13 protein-coding genes are annotated in these 15534 nt (G+C 67.1%); 7 read left to right on the plus strand and 6 right to left on the minus strand.

Annotation, left to right across the window (positions count from 1 at the left end; genetic code table 11):
• Positions 1 to 22: 22 nt before the first annotated feature.
• The 4 genes from ACYJSS_RS04480 to ACYJSS_RS04495 form a co-directional block, all read right to left on the minus strand.
• On the minus strand, positions 23 to 1846 hold the full coding sequence (locus ACYJSS_RS04480; protein WP_111259874.1) for a molecular chaperone: 1824 nt from the start codon (positions 1844 to 1846) through the stop codon (positions 23 to 25).
• Between the two features lie 202 nt (positions 1847 to 2048).
• Positions 2049 to 2912: an archaetidylserine decarboxylase gene (asd, locus tag ACYJSS_RS04485; protein WP_236204323.1), complete on the minus strand. Its 864-nt coding sequence runs from the start codon at positions 2910 to 2912 to the stop codon at positions 2049 to 2051.
• A 24-nt stretch (positions 2913 to 2936) separates the two neighbouring features.
• Complete coding sequence (gene rhdA, locus ACYJSS_RS04490) at positions 2937 to 3752, minus strand: thiosulfate sulfurtransferase (RefSeq protein ID WP_236204322.1); 816 nt, start codon at positions 3750 to 3752, stop codon at positions 2937 to 2939.
• A 47-nt stretch (positions 3753 to 3799) separates the two neighbouring features.
• Positions 3800 to 5323: an HDOD domain-containing protein gene (locus tag ACYJSS_RS04495; RefSeq protein ID WP_236204321.1), complete on the minus strand. Its 1524-nt coding sequence runs from the start codon at positions 5321 to 5323 to the stop codon at positions 3800 to 3802.
• Positions 5324 to 5438: 115 nt separating this feature from the next.
• Between ACYJSS_RS04495 and motA the strand changes: the two genes are divergently transcribed.
• Positions 5439 to 6290 (plus strand): flagellar motor stator protein MotA, encoded by an 852-nt coding sequence (gene motA / locus ACYJSS_RS04500; RefSeq protein ID WP_111259878.1) that lies wholly within the window; start codon positions 5439 to 5441, stop codon positions 6288 to 6290.
• A gap of 10 nt (positions 6291 to 6300) precedes the next feature.
• Positions 6301 to 7371, plus strand: a complete 1071-nt coding sequence (gene motB, locus ACYJSS_RS04505; RefSeq protein WP_111259879.1) for a flagellar motor protein MotB — start codon at positions 6301 to 6303, stop codon at positions 7369 to 7371.
• Positions 7372 to 7441: 70 nt separating this feature from the next.
• Here the strand turns inward: motB and rsgA are convergent, their stop codons facing one another.
• The gene (gene rsgA, locus ACYJSS_RS04510; protein ID WP_111259880.1) at positions 7442 to 8473 is read right to left on the minus strand and encodes a small ribosomal subunit biogenesis GTPase RsgA; all 1032 of its coding nucleotides are present in this window, start codon (positions 8471 to 8473) and stop codon (positions 7442 to 7444) included.
• 98 nt (positions 8474 to 8571) lie between these two features.
• On the opposite strand from rsgA, the gene orn reads away from it, so the two are divergent.
• On the plus strand, positions 8572 to 9114 hold the full coding sequence (orn, locus tag ACYJSS_RS04515) for an oligoribonuclease (RefSeq protein WP_111259881.1): 543 nt from the start codon (positions 8572 to 8574) through the stop codon (positions 9112 to 9114).
• 5 nt (positions 9115 to 9119) lie between these two features.
• Here orn and queG read toward each other — a convergent pair whose 3' ends face one another.
• Positions 9120 to 10184, minus strand: a complete 1065-nt coding sequence (queG, locus tag ACYJSS_RS04520) for a tRNA epoxyqueuosine(34) reductase QueG (RefSeq protein ID WP_111259882.1) — start codon at positions 10182 to 10184, stop codon at positions 9120 to 9122.
• A gap of 67 nt (positions 10185 to 10251) precedes the next feature.
• Here queG and ACYJSS_RS04525 point away from each other — a divergent pair, with 67 nt between their 5' ends.
• Genes ACYJSS_RS04525 through mutL form a run of 4 tightly spaced genes read left to right on the plus strand, consistent with a single transcriptional unit; the run spans position 10252 to position 15534 of the window.
• A complete protein-coding gene (locus ACYJSS_RS04525; protein ID WP_111259883.1) occupies positions 10252 to 11751 on the plus strand; it encodes an NAD(P)H-hydrate dehydratase in 1500 nt (499 codons plus the stop codon).
• A gap of 26 nt (positions 11752 to 11777) precedes the next feature.
• Positions 11778 to 12206: a tRNA (adenosine(37)-N6)-threonylcarbamoyltransferase complex ATPase subunit type 1 TsaE gene (gene tsaE / locus ACYJSS_RS04530; protein ID WP_371921675.1), complete on the plus strand. Its 429-nt coding sequence runs from the start codon at positions 11778 to 11780 to the stop codon at positions 12204 to 12206.
• A gap of 8 nt (positions 12207 to 12214) precedes the next feature.
• Positions 12215 to 13651, plus strand: a complete 1437-nt coding sequence (locus ACYJSS_RS04535; protein WP_111259885.1) for an N-acetylmuramoyl-L-alanine amidase — start codon at positions 12215 to 12217, stop codon at positions 13649 to 13651.
• Positions 13648 to 15534 (plus strand): DNA mismatch repair endonuclease MutL, encoded by a 1887-nt coding sequence (mutL, locus tag ACYJSS_RS04540; RefSeq protein ID WP_111259886.1) that lies wholly within the window; start codon positions 13648 to 13650, stop codon positions 15532 to 15534. Before ACYJSS_RS04535 ends, mutL begins: the two co-directional genes overlap by 4 nt.

Below are 15534 nucleotides of genomic sequence, written 5' to 3' on the forward strand. Positions count from 1 at the left end.
CAAATGGTGATGGCACGGGAATCTACAGCGACTTCCAGAGGGAGTCAAAATCTTCCTCCCCAGCCGGGCTCTGCTCGCTGGAAGCTGTGACGGGCTTCCCGGGATTCTCGTTTTCCTGCTCGAACGCGCGATATTCGAACTGGCTGAAACTGCCGGTGGTGGTCTGGCGGCTGGTGAGCACGGCACGACGCTCCTTGCCGTGGATATTGATCTGCACCTTGTTGCCCTCCTGGAAAGGCAGGCGCGGCGTGATCAGGGTGGCGGGGCGCGAGATGGCGCTGATTTCGGGTAGCAGCAAGGCGCGCAGGTAGTGGCTGTGCTGGTCGGCCTTGCGCAGCAGTTGCAGGCCGCAGGCCTGGGCGTGGGGTGCGATCAGCTCGATGCCCATCTGCGTGCCGCCACCACGTACCTGGCGGATCCAGCGCACCACGGCGACGCTCCAGCCCTGGCCGGGGCCGTCCTGGATGCCCAGCAGTTCACCAGCCTGCAGCTGGCTCGGGACTTCCTTGGGCCAGCTCAGGCAGTAGCCGCCGGGGCTGTGGTTGACAATCGACAGGGCGAAGGTCGGGTAGCTTTCCGCACTGGGGGCGGCGGGCGCGTGCTGCGGCGAGGTGTCGCCGCTGACCACGGGCTTGCTGTACTGGATTTCCTCGTAGGGCAGGCCGGCTTCCCAGTTCTGGTTGGGCTGGGCGTCGAAGGCATTGCCCCAGACATCGCCCTCGTCCTTGTTGATCGGCTTGAACACGGCCTGGCCGATCTCGACCGGCAGCTTGAGGACCTCGCTGAACGGCTTGCTGCCGGAAATGAAGAAGTGCAGGGCGCTCATGCCGATGCACAGCGTGAGATTGCCGCGGCCCGGGTTGCGCTGGAAGGTGCGCTCGGAGATATCGCCCCAGGCTGAACTCAGGTGCTGAAGCAGGTCGAGGCTGATGCCTTCCGGCAGCAGCAGGCGGGCTTTTTCGCGATTCTCGCTGGGCAGCAGCAGGTATTCCTTGATCGCATCCACCAGCGGCAGCGGGTCGATGCCCAGCAGGTTGTGCAGCTCGTTGTCCTGGAACAGCGACTTGTAGCGCGGCGGGCCATCCACCTGGGTGGCGACGGCGAACAGCGTCGAGGGGGCGTCGCCGGGCTGCAGGCGCACCAGGCTGCTCCAGGGCTCGAGCACTTCGGCGAGGCGGGCGATGTTGTTCTGGCGCATCTGGTTGCAGCGCGCGCAGCCCAGCAGCAGCGCGACCAGGTAGGTCTGCTCGACGCTGAGGCCGTCGGTATGGCGGGCGAGGTTGTCACGGATGATGGCGCGCTGGGCCTGGCGGGATGCAGCGATCTGGTAGAGCTGGTGCAGCTCCAGCCACAGCCCCTCGGGCACCGGACAGTAGAGCTGGCTGGCGCGGATCAGCGCGCCATTGAGGCTGTGCATGGCCCGTTGCAGGGCGATGGTCAGCAGTTGCGCGCCCTCCTTCGACTGACGCGCCGACTCATGGGCGACGATCTGCTTGTAGCCGATGGCGAGGTGGTTCTGCAGGGCCTGGCAGAGGTTGGCGACCTTGCGCGGGCGCTCGTCGAGGACGATGGCCTGGTTGAGGAAGTGGCGCTCCAGGTGCTGGCAGACGTAGTACACCTCGGGGCGCAGCAGCTCGAGCAGTTGCAGGCGGTTGTCGCTGGCAGTGACGAGCTGGTTGAGTTCCACCAGGGCCTGGTAGAGCTGGCGTGCGGTCTCGCCGAGGTTGGCCTTGGGCAGGCCGGATATCCAACGCTTCAGGTCACGCGGGGTGGCGTCGCAGAAGGACAGGTTCTGCTTGTTCGGAGTAGGAACACGCAATAACAGGTGGGGACTCTGTTTGTCCATGTAGCTCGAATGCTCCAACTGCGCCGGGCGAGACGTACGGTAAATTCACTCGCACTCTAGCAGCATCCCTTGCCCATCGCAGCCCATCGCGGGGCTGGTGTGGCCAAGTGCTGCCAGTGGATGGGCGACGGGCCGGGATGGCTGCCCTGCACGGTTGGACATTCGGTCGCAGGCTTGCGTTCCACCCGGCCCGCCCGGTTCATCAGGCCTGTGCGGGCAGGGCGAGAAGCTCGCCCATGCTGACCGCGCTGCCGGCGGCGAGGCCTTCGGCCCAGCGGATCTGCTGAGGCCCGAAGAGCACGATGGCAGTGGAGCCCAGCTTGAATCGGCCCAGTTCCGCGCCTTTTTCCAGACTGATCGGTGCCCGTGCGGCCTCATCGTAGCGGAAGGTCTTCAGCTCGCGTTTGGGCGGCGTCACCAGGCCGGCCCAGACCGTCTCGATGGAGGCGACGATCATGGCGCCCACCAGCACCACGGCCATCGGGCCGCGCTCGGTGTCGAACAGGCAGACCACGCGCTCGTTGCGGGCGAACAGCTCGGGCACGTTTTCGGCGGTGCTCTGGTTCACCGAGAACAGGCGCCCCGGCACGTAGATCATCTCGCGCAGGGTGCCGCCGAGCGGCGCGTGCACGCGGTGGTAGTCGCGCGGCGACAGGTAGATGGTGGCGAAGTCACCGCCCATGAAGGGCGCCGCACGCTCGGCGTCGCCGCCCAGCAGTTCGAGGACGCTGAAGCTGTGGCCCTTGGCCTGGAAGATGCGACCGTGCTCGATGGGACCGAGCTGGCTGACCGCACCGTCGGCAGGGCAGAGGATGGCGCCAGGCGTCGGGTCGAGCGGGCGTGCGCCGTCTTTCAGGGCGCGGGTGAAGAAGGCGTTGAAGTGCTCGTAGGCGGTGAGGTCCTCGACCAGGGCCTCGCTCATGTTCACCTGGTAGCGTCGGGCGAACCAGGCAGTGAAGGCGTTCTTGAACCAGCGCACGCGGCATTCCGCCACGCAACCGGCCAGGCGCGAGAGCAGGTGATGGGGCAGCAGGTACTGGCTGATGATGAACAGGCGTTCTTTCATGGGTGTTCCTTGTTTACCGGAGGCTCAGGCCTCGACAGGGGTATCCGGGTGGTTGCCCCACTCCGACCAGGAGCCGGCGTAGCCCTTCACGCGGGGATAGCCCAGCGCCTTGGCCACCAGGTAGGTGAAGCCGGAGCGGTGGTGGGTCTGGCAGTGGGTGACGATTTCCTTGTCCGGTGTGATGCCGAGCGACTGCAGGATCTCGGCGATGTCCTCGCGGATGCGCAGGGCGCGCTGCGGGTCCATGCCGGCGGTCCATTCGAAGTTCACCGCGCCCGGGATGTGGCCACCCTTGGCCGCCAGGACCTTGGTGCCGGCGTATTCGCCGGGGCCACGGGCGTCCCAGATGGCGAGGTCAGCGGCGCCGAGACGGCCTTGCAGGTACTCGCGGGTGGCGGTGGGTTCGTCGTGGATCACCAGCGGCAGCGGGCCACCGTCCGCGTCCGGGACCTGGGTGGAGGTCTCGCGGCCATCGGCCAGCCAGGCGTGCAGGCCTCCGTTCAGGTAGTGGTATCGGCGGTGGCCGATCACATCCAGCAGCCAGATGAAGCGGCCGGCCCAGCCGCCGCCCTCGTCATCGTAGACGACGTAGGTGGCGTCGGTGCGCTGGCCCAGTTCACCGAACAGGGCTTCGAGGTCGGCCTTGGCGGGCAGCAGGCCGGGCGCGGGGGGCTGGCCGAGCTGGGTGCGCTTGGGATCGACGAAGCGGGCTCCGGGAATGTGGCCCTCCGCGTAGCGCGCGGCGCTGGTCAGGTCCACCAGTATCAGGTCGGGCGCATCGAGTCGCGCTGCCAGGTCGGCCGGTTCGATGACCAGCGGCAAGCCGGTAAAGGCGGACATTGAAGACTCCGGGGATGGGTGAAAAAAGGCGGATTGTAGCGGAAAGGTCAGCGGCCGCGCGTGGCAAAGCTGGTCAGGGCGCGCTCGATGCATTGCACCGTCTTTCCGAATGCCTGGAGGCTCACGTCGGCGAAGGGCTGGCCGCCCTGGTCGGCGATCACCAGCAGCGCGACCCGGCCATTGGCGGGGATGGAGCGCAGCAACAGGTGGTCGGCGGGGAACAAGGCCTTGAGGTTGCCGGGAAACAGCGCCGAGTACTGCGCGGCGTTCTCCGGCGTCAGGCGCAGTTGCCCGGGCTGCGCGAGCAGGCGGCGCAGCACCTGGCTCTGCGCGGGGTCCAGGGCCAGGCTGGCGGCCTCCTTGGGCAGGCCGGCGCTCTGTTGCACCGTCAGCCTGCTCTGGGTGCGGTCGGCGAGGAGGATCAGGCAGCGGCGCATGCCGCAGGCAGCCAGCGCATCGCGGGCGCAGGCGGTGAGCTGGACGATGTTGGCGAAGGCGCTGGGCTCCTTGAGCAACTGGCCACAATGCTGGCGCCACTCGGTCAGTGCGGCGGCAGGAGGCGGCGTCGGTTTCACTTCCTCGGTCGGCCAGCGGCTGCAGTCCCAGGGCCAGATCAGCGCTTGTGCAGGGTGCCAGAGGTCGCTGCGGGCGTGCTTGCGGGCACTGTCCACGGCGTGCTGGTGGATGAGCTGCTGCAACTCGGTCAGCGGCAGCTGCATATAGAGGCCGGTCAGGCGTTGCCAGCGCAGGCTGTGGTCGCAGGCCCAGGAGTCGTGGGCGGAGACGGCCAGACCGTTGGCCAGCAGGACCGTGTTGCCGGGTTGGGTGAGCCAGCGGCGCAGGGCCGGATCGGCGTCGAGCAGTTGCTGCTGGTGCAACGGGTGTTCGTTGTCGCGGGCGATGTGCAAGGCCTTGACCAGCATGCGCCGGTCGGCGTTGAGCAGGCGGTAGCCGTAGGTGATCCAGTCCGGCAGCTTCCAGTGCTCGGCCAGGGCCTGGCACAGCTTGAGCAGCGGTACGCCGAGGAGTTCGACTTCCACCTTGAGCGCCGGCTCGCCGCGGACGATGACGCGGGTTTCCCAGGCGGCGAACAGGTGCGGGTGCAACGCCAGCAGCGGCCACAGCGGTGAGAGGAAGAGCAGGCTGTTCCAGTGGATTTCCTGCCACAGGCGTGCGAGGCGGGCGGCGAACAGGCCGCTGGCCTGCTGCGAGGCGTGCTGGCTGATGAGCTGCAACTGGCGCAGCGCCGGGGGAATGTTGGCTTCGTCGACGGCGGGCAGGCGCGCGAGCAGCTCTTCCGAGCGTTTCAGGCCAAGGCGGGTGAGGGCGACTTCGAGGCTTTCTGCCGGGCTGTCGAGGGAAGAACCGGAGCGGTTCGCCTCGCGCATGATGCTCAGGGCCAGGGCGGGACTATCCTGAATCAGGTCGGCGATCTCGCGCATGGAACGGCGGCTGTCGCCCAGCGCCCTTCGCACCCGTTCGTGACTCTCGGCCGGGATCGGTAGACGGACGCCATCCAGTTGTTTGATCCAGGCGTCGAGGGTGCGTGGTAGGGCCATCTGCGTCTTCATGCGGGTTGAGCCAAACTGGCTTTTCGCCTTAACTGGCTATAGTCTGGCGCATAAGTTCCGATAATTAGAAGGGTTGTTTTCATAACCCTATTACTGACCCTTCAAGTCTCACTTTATGGCAAAAATAATCGGCATCATCGTCGTATTCGCCACCGTTCTCGGCGGATATGTCCTTTCCCACGGCAAGATTGGTGCCCTGATACAGCCTTTCGAGGTGTTGATCATCGGTGGCGCTGCGCTCGGGGCCTTCCTCCAGGCCAACCCGGGCAGCACCTTCATGCATGTGCTGAAGAAGTCGCTGAAGATGTTCGGCTCGCGGTTTACCCACGCGTTCTACCTGGAAGTGTTGCGCCTGCTTTACGAAATCCTCAACAAGAGCCGCCGTGAAGGGATGATGGCCATCGAGGCCGACATCGAGGACCCGGCGGCCAGCCCGATCTTCAGCAAGTACCCGGCGATCCTCAAGGACGCGGGCATGGTCGCCTACATCAGCGACTACCTGCGCATCATGTCCTCCGGCAACATGGCGCCCCACGAACTGGAAGGCCTGTTCGACATGGAGCTGGGCAGCCTGAAGGAGGAGTTCGAGCATCCGGCCCATGCGGTCAACCGTATCGCCGACGGCCTGCCGGGCTTCGGCATCGTGGCGGCGGTACTGGGCATCGTGGTGACCATGGCGCTGCTCGGCCAGGTCGAGCAGTCGGCGCTGGGGCAGCACGTGGGCGCGGCCCTGGTGGGTACCTTCCTCGGTATTCTCGCGGCCTATGGTTTCTTCGGCCCCCTTGCCGTGTCCCTGGAGCACGACGCCAAGGAAGAACTCAACGTCTATGAAGCCATCAAGGCCTGCCTGGTGGCATCGGCTTCCGGCATGCCGCCCTCGCTGGCGGTGGAGTTCGGGCGCAAGGTCCTGTTCCCTGCGCACCGGCCGAGCTTCAGCGAGCTCGAGCAGGCCGTGCGCGGTAGCTGAAGACTGAGTCATGGACAACAACCAGCCGATCATCGTCAAACGCGTCAAGAAGTACGCGGCGGGGCACCACGGCGGTGCGTGGAAGATCGCGTTCGCCGACTTCGCCACGGCGATGATGGCGTTCTTCCTGGTGCTCTGGCTGATGTCCTCGGCGACGCCCGAGCAGAAGAAGGCCATTTCCGGCTACTTCCAGGACCCCATCGGCTTCACCGAAAGCGCCAGCCCCTATGTGATCGACCTCGGCGGCACGCCGACGCCGGCACCTGATCGCACGCTCAATCCGGAACTCAAGGACGCGCCCGACGCGCAGGAAGCGGCCATCGATTCGACCAACCAGCAGGTCGACGCCAAGCAGGTCGAGACCCTGGCCGACCAGATCGAGAAGGAGCGTCTCGAGATGCTGCTGCAGGAACTGCAGAACAAGGTCGACGAGAACCCGGAGCTGCGCAAGTTCAAGGACCAGATCCTCTTCGAGATCACCCAGGACGGCCTGCGCATCCAGATCATGGACGCTGCCAACCGCCCCATGTTCGACCTCGGCAGCGCGCGCCTGCAGCCCTATTTCGAGGACATCCTGCTGATCATGGCCGAGACCATCAAGGCCGTGCCGAACAAGATCAGCATCAGCGGTCACACCGATGCCAAACCGTTCGCGGGTACCGGGGATTTCGGCAACTGGGAGCTTTCCGCCGGCCGCGCCAATGCCGCGCGTCGCACCCTAGTGGCCGGCGGCTACCCGGACGATCAGGTGGCGCGGGTGGTCGGCTACGCCTCCTCGGCACTGTTCGATCGCGAGGACCCCTTCAATCCGGTGAACCGCCGCATCGACATCATCGTGCTGACCAAGAAGGCGCAGCGGGACATCGAAGGCTCCCATGGCGACCAGAATGCGCCTGCCGAAGTCGATGCCCCGCCATCCATGCCCGCCAGTGGCACCCAGCCGGCCCTGCCGGGCGCGGCGTCGGGCACCCAGGCTACGCCGCCCGCTGGCGCCGCACCGCTGCAGCCCCAGGAGTTGCAGCAGAAGTTGAATATCTTCGAAGACGGCGTGCTGAAGATGGAAGAGAACAAGCAGCCCTGATCGACCGCAGAGCCGCCCGGAATGAACGAGGCCACGCGATCGCGTGGCCTTTTCGTTGGTGCCTTGCCTGTCAGTAATCGGGTTCGGGCAGGCTTTCGAGGATGTGCCGGTAGCTCGACATGCGCTGTGGCTGCACGCGTCCGTCCTCCAGCGCCTTGAGCAGGGCACAGCCGGGCTCGCGGTCATGCTTGCAATCGCGGAAGCGGCAGGTGCCGAGCAGGTCGCGGAACTCGATGAAGCCCGCCTCCACGTCGTCACGGCTGACGTGGCCGAGGCCGAACTCGCGGATGCCGGGGGAGTCGATCAGCTCGCCGCCGCCGGGGAAGTGGAACAGGCGCGCGGTGGTGGTGGTGTGGGTGCCCTTGCCCGTCAGCTCCGAGAGCGGGCCGACACGGGTGTCGACGCCAGGCAGCAGGCTGTTGACCAGCGACGACTTGCCGACGCCTGACTGGCCGACGAAGACGCTGACATGGCCGTCGAGGCGCGTCTGCAGATCCTCCATGCCTCCGCCGCCGTGTGCCGAGACCTCCAGCAACGGGTAGCCGAGCTGGCGATAGACGCCCAGCAGGGCGTCGAGCATCGCGCTGTTGTCCTCGTCCACCAGGTCGGCCTTGTTGAGCAGCAGCAGCGGTTGGATGCCGGCGTGCTCGGCGGCCACCAGGTAGCGATCGATGAGATTGGCGTGCGGGTGGGGCAGGGGGGCGAAGACGATGACGATCAGGTCGACGTTGGCCGCCACCGGCTTGAGCACGCCGCGCATGTCCGGGCGGCACAGCTCGCTGGTGCGTGGCAGTTGGGCGACGATCACCCCGCTGCCCTGGTTGCCCGAGCGCCAGACCACGCGGTCGCCGGTGACCAGCGCCGGCAGGTTGGCGCGCAGGTGGCAGCGGAATACCTGGCCGGCGATCTCGCCTTCCAGCGCTTCGACCTCGACCTGTACACCGAAGTGGGCGATCACCAGGCCGGTCTGTTCGGGGCCGAGGTCGCCGCCTTCCAGCTCGTCGAGCGCACGCGATTCACGCTTTGCCGCACGGGCGGCGCGCTCTTCCTGGATCTTCTCGATGCGCCAGTTTTGCCGGCGACTGAGGTGGCGTTTGGCCATGGAACTTCCACTGGTTGAAAACGGCGGCGAGTTTAGCACGGGCGGCCCGGCGCGCCTGGCTCTAAGCTAGAATGCGCGCCTTGCCTTGGAGAGCGAACATGCAGAACGCACAGAACCTGATCTGGATCGACCTGGAAATGACCGGGCTTGACCCTGATAACGACGTCATCATCGAGATGGCCACCATCGTCACCGACAGCGACCTCAACGTGCTCGCCGAGGGCCCGACCATCGCCGTGCACCAGAGCGACGAGATTCTCGCCGGCATGGACGAGTGGAATACCCGCCAGCACGGGCAGAGCGGCCTGACCCAGCGCGTGCGGGAAAGCCGCATCAGCGCGGCCGAGGCCGAGGCGCAGACCCTGGCTTTCCTGGAGCAGTGGGTACCGAAGGGCAAGTCGCCGATCTGTGGCAACAGCATCTGCCAGGACCGTCGCTTCCTCTACCGCCACATGCCGAAGCTGGAGGGCTACTTCCACTACCGCAACCTCGACGTCTCCACCCTCAAGGAGCTGGCCGCGCGCTGGGCGCCCCATGTGCGTGACGGTGTGAAGAAGAGCAGCACCCACCTGGCCCTGGACGATATCCGCGACTCCATCGCCGAGCTGCGTCACTACCGCGAGCACTTCATCAAGGCCTGAGCCCGTCAGGCCGCCTGGTGCCGGGCGAGCGCCCACTCCACATGTTCGCGCACCAGCGCCGAGGGGTGCTCGCGCCGGGCGCGCAGGGCCTCCACCACGGGGATGGTCGAGGGCGCGTTGCCCAGTCCGACCGCCAGGTTCCGCAGCCAGCGCTCATAGCCCGCGCGACGTAGCGGCGAGCCCTCGGTGCGGGTGAGGAACTCCTCCTCGCTCCAGCCGAAGAGCTCTGCCAGAGCGGCGTTATCCAGGCCATGGCGCGGTTGGAAGTCGCCCTGGTCGGTGGGGCGGGCGAAGCGGTTCCAGGGACAGACCATCTGGCAGTCGTCGCAGCCGAACACCCGGTTGCCGATCATCGAGCGCAACTCTTCCGGGATCGAGCCCTTGAGCTCGATGGTCAGGTAGGAGATGCAGCGCCGTGCGTCCAGCTGGTAGGGCGCGACGAAGGCGGCGGTGGGGCAGATGTCCATGCACGCGGTGCAGCGGCCGCAGTGCTCCGTGCCGTGCGGGGCATCCACCGGCAACGGCATGTCGACGAACAGTTCGCCGAGGAAGAAATAGCTGCCTGCCTTGCGGTTGAGCACCAGGGTGTTCTTGCCGATCCAGCCGAGGCCCGCCTGCTCGGCTATGGCTTTCTCCAGCACCGGTGCGCTGTCGACGAAGGCGCGGTAGCCGAAGGGGCCGATGGCTTGCTGCACGCGTTCGGCCAACTGCTGCAGGCGCTTGCGGATCAGCTTGTGATAGTCGCGGCCCAGTGCGTAGCGCGAGACATAGGCCTTCTCCGGCTGGCCCAGCACCTGGGCCATGCGCGTGTCGCCGGGCAGGTAGTCCATGCGCAGCGACACCACCCGCAGCGTGCCGGGGACCAGTTCGTCCGGGTGGGAGCGCTTGCTGCCGTGGGCGGCCATGTAGTCCATCTCGCCCTGGTAGCCCGCCTCCAGCCAGCGTCGAAGGTGCGCCTCGTGCTCGCCCAGGTCCACCCCGGTGATGCCCACCTGCTGGAAGCCGAGTTCGCGGCCCCAGTCCTTGATGGACTGCGCGAGGGTGGCGAGTTGATCGGGGGAGAAGGACATGCTGGGAGGGAAACCGGAAACGAGGTGCGTATAATTCTGCCAGACCTAGCCCTGAACACCGAATCGCATGCCCGATCGAATCGATGACCTGCCACTCGCCCTTTATTCATCCGCCCAGGTGCGCGAGCTGGATGCGCGCCTGATCGCTGCCGGAACCCCGGGCTTCGAGCTGATGCAGCGTGCCGCCCACGCCGCGTGGCGCGCGCTGCGTCGCCGCTGGCCCAACGCGGGGGAAATCACGGTCCTGGCCGGTCGTGGCAACAACGCTGGCGATGGTTACCTGATCGCCGCCCTCGCGTTGCGTGCCGGATGGCGAGCCGGTGTATTGGCGGTCGGCGACAGTTCGGCCTTGCAGGGCGACGCCGCCCTAGCCCGCGATGAGGCGCACGCGGCAGGCGTGGCCATCCGGCCCTGGAGCGAGGACGCGGACCTGCGCGGCGTGGTGGTGGATGCGCTGCTGGGAACGGGCCTTGTCGGGGCGGTTCGCGAGCCATACGCGCAGGCCATTCGTTGCATCAACGCCAGTTGCCTGCCCCTGCTGGCGGTGGATATTCCGTCCGGCTTGAGCGCGGACAGTGGTGCTGTGCTGGGTGTCGCGGTGCGCGCCGACCTGACGGTGACCTTCATCGGCCTCAAGCTCGGCCTGTTCACGGGCGATGCGCCCGAGCAGGTGGGCGAACTGGCGTTCGACGGACTGCAGGCGGATCACGGGCTGGTCGCGGTCCATCCTGTTGCCGGCCGTCGCCTGGGCCTCGAGGGCATGGCGCTTCCAGGGCCGCGTCCGGCGACCGCGCACAAGGGGCGCTACGGGCGCCTGCTGGTCGTCGGCGGTGACCTCGGGACCGGCGGCGCGGCTCTGCTGAGTGCCGAAAGCGCCCTGCGCAGTGGCGCCGGCATGGTTTCGCTGGCGACCCGCGGCGAGCACGTCGCCGCGGCGTTGGCCCGGATGCCCGAGGTGATGAGCGTCGGCGTGGCGTCCGCCAATCAATTGCGTGGCTTGGCCGCCGCCTCCAGTGTGCTGGTGGTCGGCCCGGGGCTCGGGCAGAACGCCTGGGGGCGCAGCCTGCTGAGCGCGGTGGTGGCGCACGAAGTGCCCCAGGTGTGGGATGCCGATGCCCTGAACCTGCTGGCGGCCGGGCGGGTCGCACTGCCTGCCGGCTGCATCATCACCCCGCATCCTGGAGAAGCCGCCCGCCTGCTGGGGCTCGACATCGCTGCGGTCCAGGCGGATCGCCCCGCTGCGGCCCATGCGCTCGCCCATCGCTACAACGCCACCGTGGTGCTCAAGGGCGCCGGCAGTCTGGTGGCGAGTGCCGACGGCCGCCTGGCGCTCTGTGACCGAGGGCATCCGGCGATGGCGGGTGCCGGGCTGGGCGATGTCCTGGCCGGCGTCATCGGCGCCCTGTTGGCGCAGGGCATGGCGGCGTTCGATGCGGCCTGCCTCGCCGTCTGGCTGCACGCCAGTGCGGGTCAGCAGCTTGGCGCCCAGGGGCGCGGGCTGGCGGCCAGTGACCTGATTCCTACCATTCGTCAGCTGCTCGAGGAGTGTTCACCGTGCCGGAGTTGAGTCTTTTTGCCGAGGGGGAGGACGCGATGCTGGCGTTGGGCGCACGCCTGGCGCAGGCCACGGGAGGTTGCGGCATCATCTATCTGCATGGTGACCTGGGGGCGGGCAAGACCACGTTGTCGCGCGGGATCCTGCGCGGGCTGGGCCACGGCGGTGCGGTGAAGAGCCCGACCTTCACCCTGGTCGAGCCCTACGAGATCGGTGAACTGCGCGCTTTCCACTTCGATCTCTATCGCCTGGCCGACCCCGAAGAGCTGGAATTCCTGGGCATCCGTGACTATTTCGAGGGCGACGCCCTGTGCCTGATCGAGTGGCCGGAAAGGGGCAGCGGCATTTTGCCAAAGGCCGACATGGACATTACCATTAGCCCCCATGCAGGCGGCCGTACGCTGCATCTGTCGCCGCATTCCGAGCGCGGCGATTCCTGGTGCGCCGCCTTGGCCACGGGAGTATGAACAAGAGAATGGGGTGGGGTATGCGCTCGCGCGCGCTGTTAGCCGGGATTGGGGTTCTGCTTGCGGCGTTTGCCGCCGATGTCCTGGCCGCTGCGGAGGTCCGTGGCGTGAGGCTTTGGCGCGCCCCCGACAATACCCGGCTGGTGTTTGACCTCTCCGGCCCCGTGCAGCACAGTGTGTTCACCCTGGCCGCGCCCAACCGTATCGTCATCGACATCACCGGTGCCCAGCTGGCCACCAAGCTGGAGCAGCTGTCGCTCAGCAATACGCCCATCACCAGCGTGCGATCGGCCCAGCGCAGCCCGACCGAGCTGCGGGTGGTGATCGACGTTTCCGCCGCCGTCGTGCCCAAGAGTTTCTCCCTGGCGCCCAACCAGCAGTACGGCAACCGTCTGGTGGTCGACCTGTTCGACCAGGAAGCCGCCGCCAACGAAGCCTCCTCGCCTCAAGTGGCGGTAGCGCCGAGCACGCCGCAGCCGCCGGTCTCGCCGACCCAGCCTTCAACCAACAAGCTGCCGCCGGTGCCGGGCGGCAATCGCGACATCATCATTGCCATCGATGCCGGTCACGGCGGCGAGGACCCGGGCGCTCTTGGGCCCAAGGGCCAGCATGAGAAGGACGTGACCCTGGCGATCGCCAAGGAACTGCAGCGCCAGATCAATCAGGAGAAGGGCTTCCGGGCCGAACTGGTGCGTACCGGCGACTACTTCATCCCGCTGCGCAAGCGCACCGAGATCGCCCGCAAGAAGGGCGCCGACCTGTTCGTTTCCATCCATGCGGACGCCGCGCCCAGCCGCAGCGCATTCGGGGCCTCGGTGTTCGCCCTGTCGGACCGTGGCGCCACCTCGGAAACCGCGCGCTGGTTGGCGGACAACGAGAACCGCTCCGACCTGATCGGCGGTGTCGGCAGCGTCAGCCTGGACGACAAGGACCGCATGCTCGCCGGCGTGCTGCTGGACCTGTCGATGACCGCTTCGCTGTCCTCCAGCCTCAACGTCGGGCAGAAGGTGCTGACCAACATCAGCCGTGTCACGCCGCTGCACAAGCGCCGCGTGGAGCAGGCGGGCTTCATGGTGCTGAAGTCGCCGGACATCCCGTCGATCCTGGTCGAGACCGGTTTCATCTCCAACCACAACGAGTCGCAGAAGCTGGCCAGCGCGAGCCACCAGCAGGCGCTGGCACGCTCCATCCAGAGCGGCATCAAGCAGTTCTTCCAGCAGAACCCGCCACCCGGCACCTACATCGCCTCGCAGCGTGACCAGGGCAAGATCGCGGCTGGCCCGCGCGAGCATCTGGTCACCTCCGGCGAAAGCCTGGCGCTGATCGCACAGCGTTATCAGGTCAGCCTGGCCGCTTTGCGCAGCGCCAATGGCCTGAAGAACGACAACATCAAGGTCGGCCAGACCCTCGATATCCCGGCTACCGCCCTGGCAGCCCAGCCATGACCGAGTTGCGTCGCATCCAGCTGCTCAGCCCCCGGCTGGCGAACCAGATCGCCGCTGGCGAGGTGGTCGAACGCCCCGCATCGGTGATCAAGGAGCTGCTGGAGAACAGCCTCGACGCGGGCGCGCGGCGCATCGACGTCGAGGTCGAGCAGGGTGGTATCAAGCTGCTGCGGGTCCGTGACGACGGCGGCGGCATCCCGGCCGACGACCTGCCGCTCGCCCTGGCGCGCCACGCCACCAGCAAGATCCGTGACCTCGAGGACCTGGAGCGGGTGATGAGCCTGGGCTTCCGGGGCGAGGCGCTGGCGTCCATCAGTTCCGTCGCGCGCCTGACCATGACCTCGCGTACCCCTGATGCCGAGCAGGCCTGGCAGGTCGAGACCGAGGGGCGTGACATGGAGGCGCGGGTGCAGCCCGCCGCCCACCCCGTGGGCACCTCGGTGGAGGTCCGCGACCTGTTCTTCAATACGCCGGCGCGGCGCAAGTTCCTGCGTGCGGAGAAGACCGAATTCGACCACCTGCAGGAAGTGATCAAGCGCCTGGCCCTGGCCCGCTTCGATGTCGCCTTCCACCTGCGCCACAACAACAAGACGGTCTTCGCCCTGCACGAGGCGAAGGACGAGATATCACGTGCGCGGCGCGTGGCCAGCGTCTGCGGCCCGGCTTTCCTGGAGCAGGCCCTGCCCATCGAAGTGGAGCGCAACGGCCTGCACCTGTGGGGCTGGGTCGGGTTGCCGACCTTCTCCCGCAGCCAGGCGGACCTGCAGTATTTCTACGTTAACGGCCGCATGGTGCGTGACAAGCTGGTGGTGCACGCGGTGCGCCAGGCCTATCGCGACGTGCTCTACAACGGCCGGCACCCGACCTTCGTGCTGTTTCTGGAAGTGGACCCTGCTGTGGTGGACGTCAACGTTCACCCGACCAAGCACGAGGTGCGCTTCCGCGAAAGCCGCATGGTCCACGACTTCCTCTATGGCACCCTGCACCGCGCTCTTGGCGAAGTGCGGCCCGAGGACCAGCTCGCGGCCCCCGCCGCGGTCGGCGGCATGGTTCGCACCACAGGCATCGAGGCGGGTGAATTCGGACCCCAGGGTGAAATGAGCCTGGCGGCGACCGTGTTGGAACAGCCCGTCAGCCAGCCTGCCTGGTCGCCGTCCCATGGCGGTGCCGGTGCCGGATACCAGGCGCCGCGGTCATCTCCTGTGCTCGCCACCGCCGAGGCCCAGGGCGCCTACCGCGAATACTTCGCTCCGATGGCCAATCAGCCTGTGGCGGCGCTGCCGGACAGCCAGGGGGACATTCCGCCACTGGGCTACGCCCTAGCGCAGCTCAAGGGTATCTACATCCTCGCCGAGAACGCCCAGGGGCTGGTGCTGGTGGATATGCACGCGGCCCATGAGCGCATCACCTACGAGCGCCTGAAGGTCGCGATGGCCAGCGAGGGACTCAAGGGGCAGCCGCTGCTGGTGCCCGAGTCGGTGGCGGTCAGCCAGCGCGAGGCCGATTGCGCCGAAGAGCACGGCAGCTGGTTCCAGCGCCTGGGCTTCGAGCTGCAGCGGCTTGGTCCGGAAACCCTGGCCATCCGCCAGATCCCGGCATTGCTCAAGCAGGCCGAAGCGACTCAGCTGGTACGTGACGTGCTGGCCGACCTGCTGGAGTACGGCACCAGTGACCGTATCCAGGCTCATCTGAACGAGCTGCTCGGCACCATGGCCTGCCACGGCGCCGTGCGGGCCAATCGCCGGCTCACCCAGCCCGAAATGAACGGCTTGCTGCGCGATATGGAACACACCGAGCGCAGCGGCCAGTGCAACCATGGCCGTCCGACCTGGACGCAGCTGGGCATGGACGACCTGGACAAGCTGTTCCTGCGTGGCCGCTGA

It is taken from the genome of Pseudomonas sp. No.21, assembly GCF_054558415.1.

Coding starts and splice junctions, on each gene's coding strand:
- ACYJSS_RS04525 (WP_111259883.1), top strand. CDS start 10,252: ATGCCCGATCGAATCGATGACCTGCCACTCGCCCTTTATTCATCCGCC.
- rhdA (WP_236204322.1), bottom strand. CDS start 3,752: ATGTCCGCCTTTACCGGCTTGCCGCTGGTCATCGAACCGGCCGACCTG.
- queG (WP_111259882.1), bottom strand. CDS start 10,184: ATGTCCTTCTCCCCCGATCAACTCGCCACCCTCGCGCAGTCCATCAAG.
- mutL (WP_111259886.1), top strand. CDS start 13,648: ATGACCGAGTTGCGTCGCATCCAGCTGCTCAGCCCCCGGCTGGCGAAC.
- ACYJSS_RS04535 (WP_111259885.1), top strand. CDS start 12,215: ATGGGGTGGGGTATGCGCTCGCGCGCGCTGTTAGCCGGGATTGGGGTT.
- ACYJSS_RS04495 (WP_236204321.1), bottom strand. CDS start 5,323: ATGAAGACGCAGATGGCCCTACCACGCACCCTCGACGCCTGGATCAAA.
- asd (WP_236204323.1), bottom strand. CDS start 2,912: ATGAAAGAACGCCTGTTCATCATCAGCCAGTACCTGCTGCCCCATCAC.
- motB (WP_111259879.1), top strand. CDS start 6,301: ATGGACAACAACCAGCCGATCATCGTCAAACGCGTCAAGAAGTACGCG.
- orn (WP_111259881.1), top strand. CDS start 8,572: ATGCAGAACGCACAGAACCTGATCTGGATCGACCTGGAAATGACCGGG.
- motA (WP_111259878.1), top strand. CDS start 5,439: ATGGCAAAAATAATCGGCATCATCGTCGTATTCGCCACCGTTCTCGGC.
- tsaE (WP_371921675.1), top strand. CDS start 11,778: ATGCTGGCGTTGGGCGCACGCCTGGCGCAGGCCACGGGAGGTTGCGGC.
- rsgA (WP_111259880.1), bottom strand. CDS start 8,473: ATGGCCAAACGCCACCTCAGTCGCCGGCAAAACTGGCGCATCGAGAAG.
- ACYJSS_RS04480 (WP_111259874.1), bottom strand. CDS start 1,846: ATGGACAAACAGAGTCCCCACCTGTTATTGCGTGTTCCTACTCCGAAC.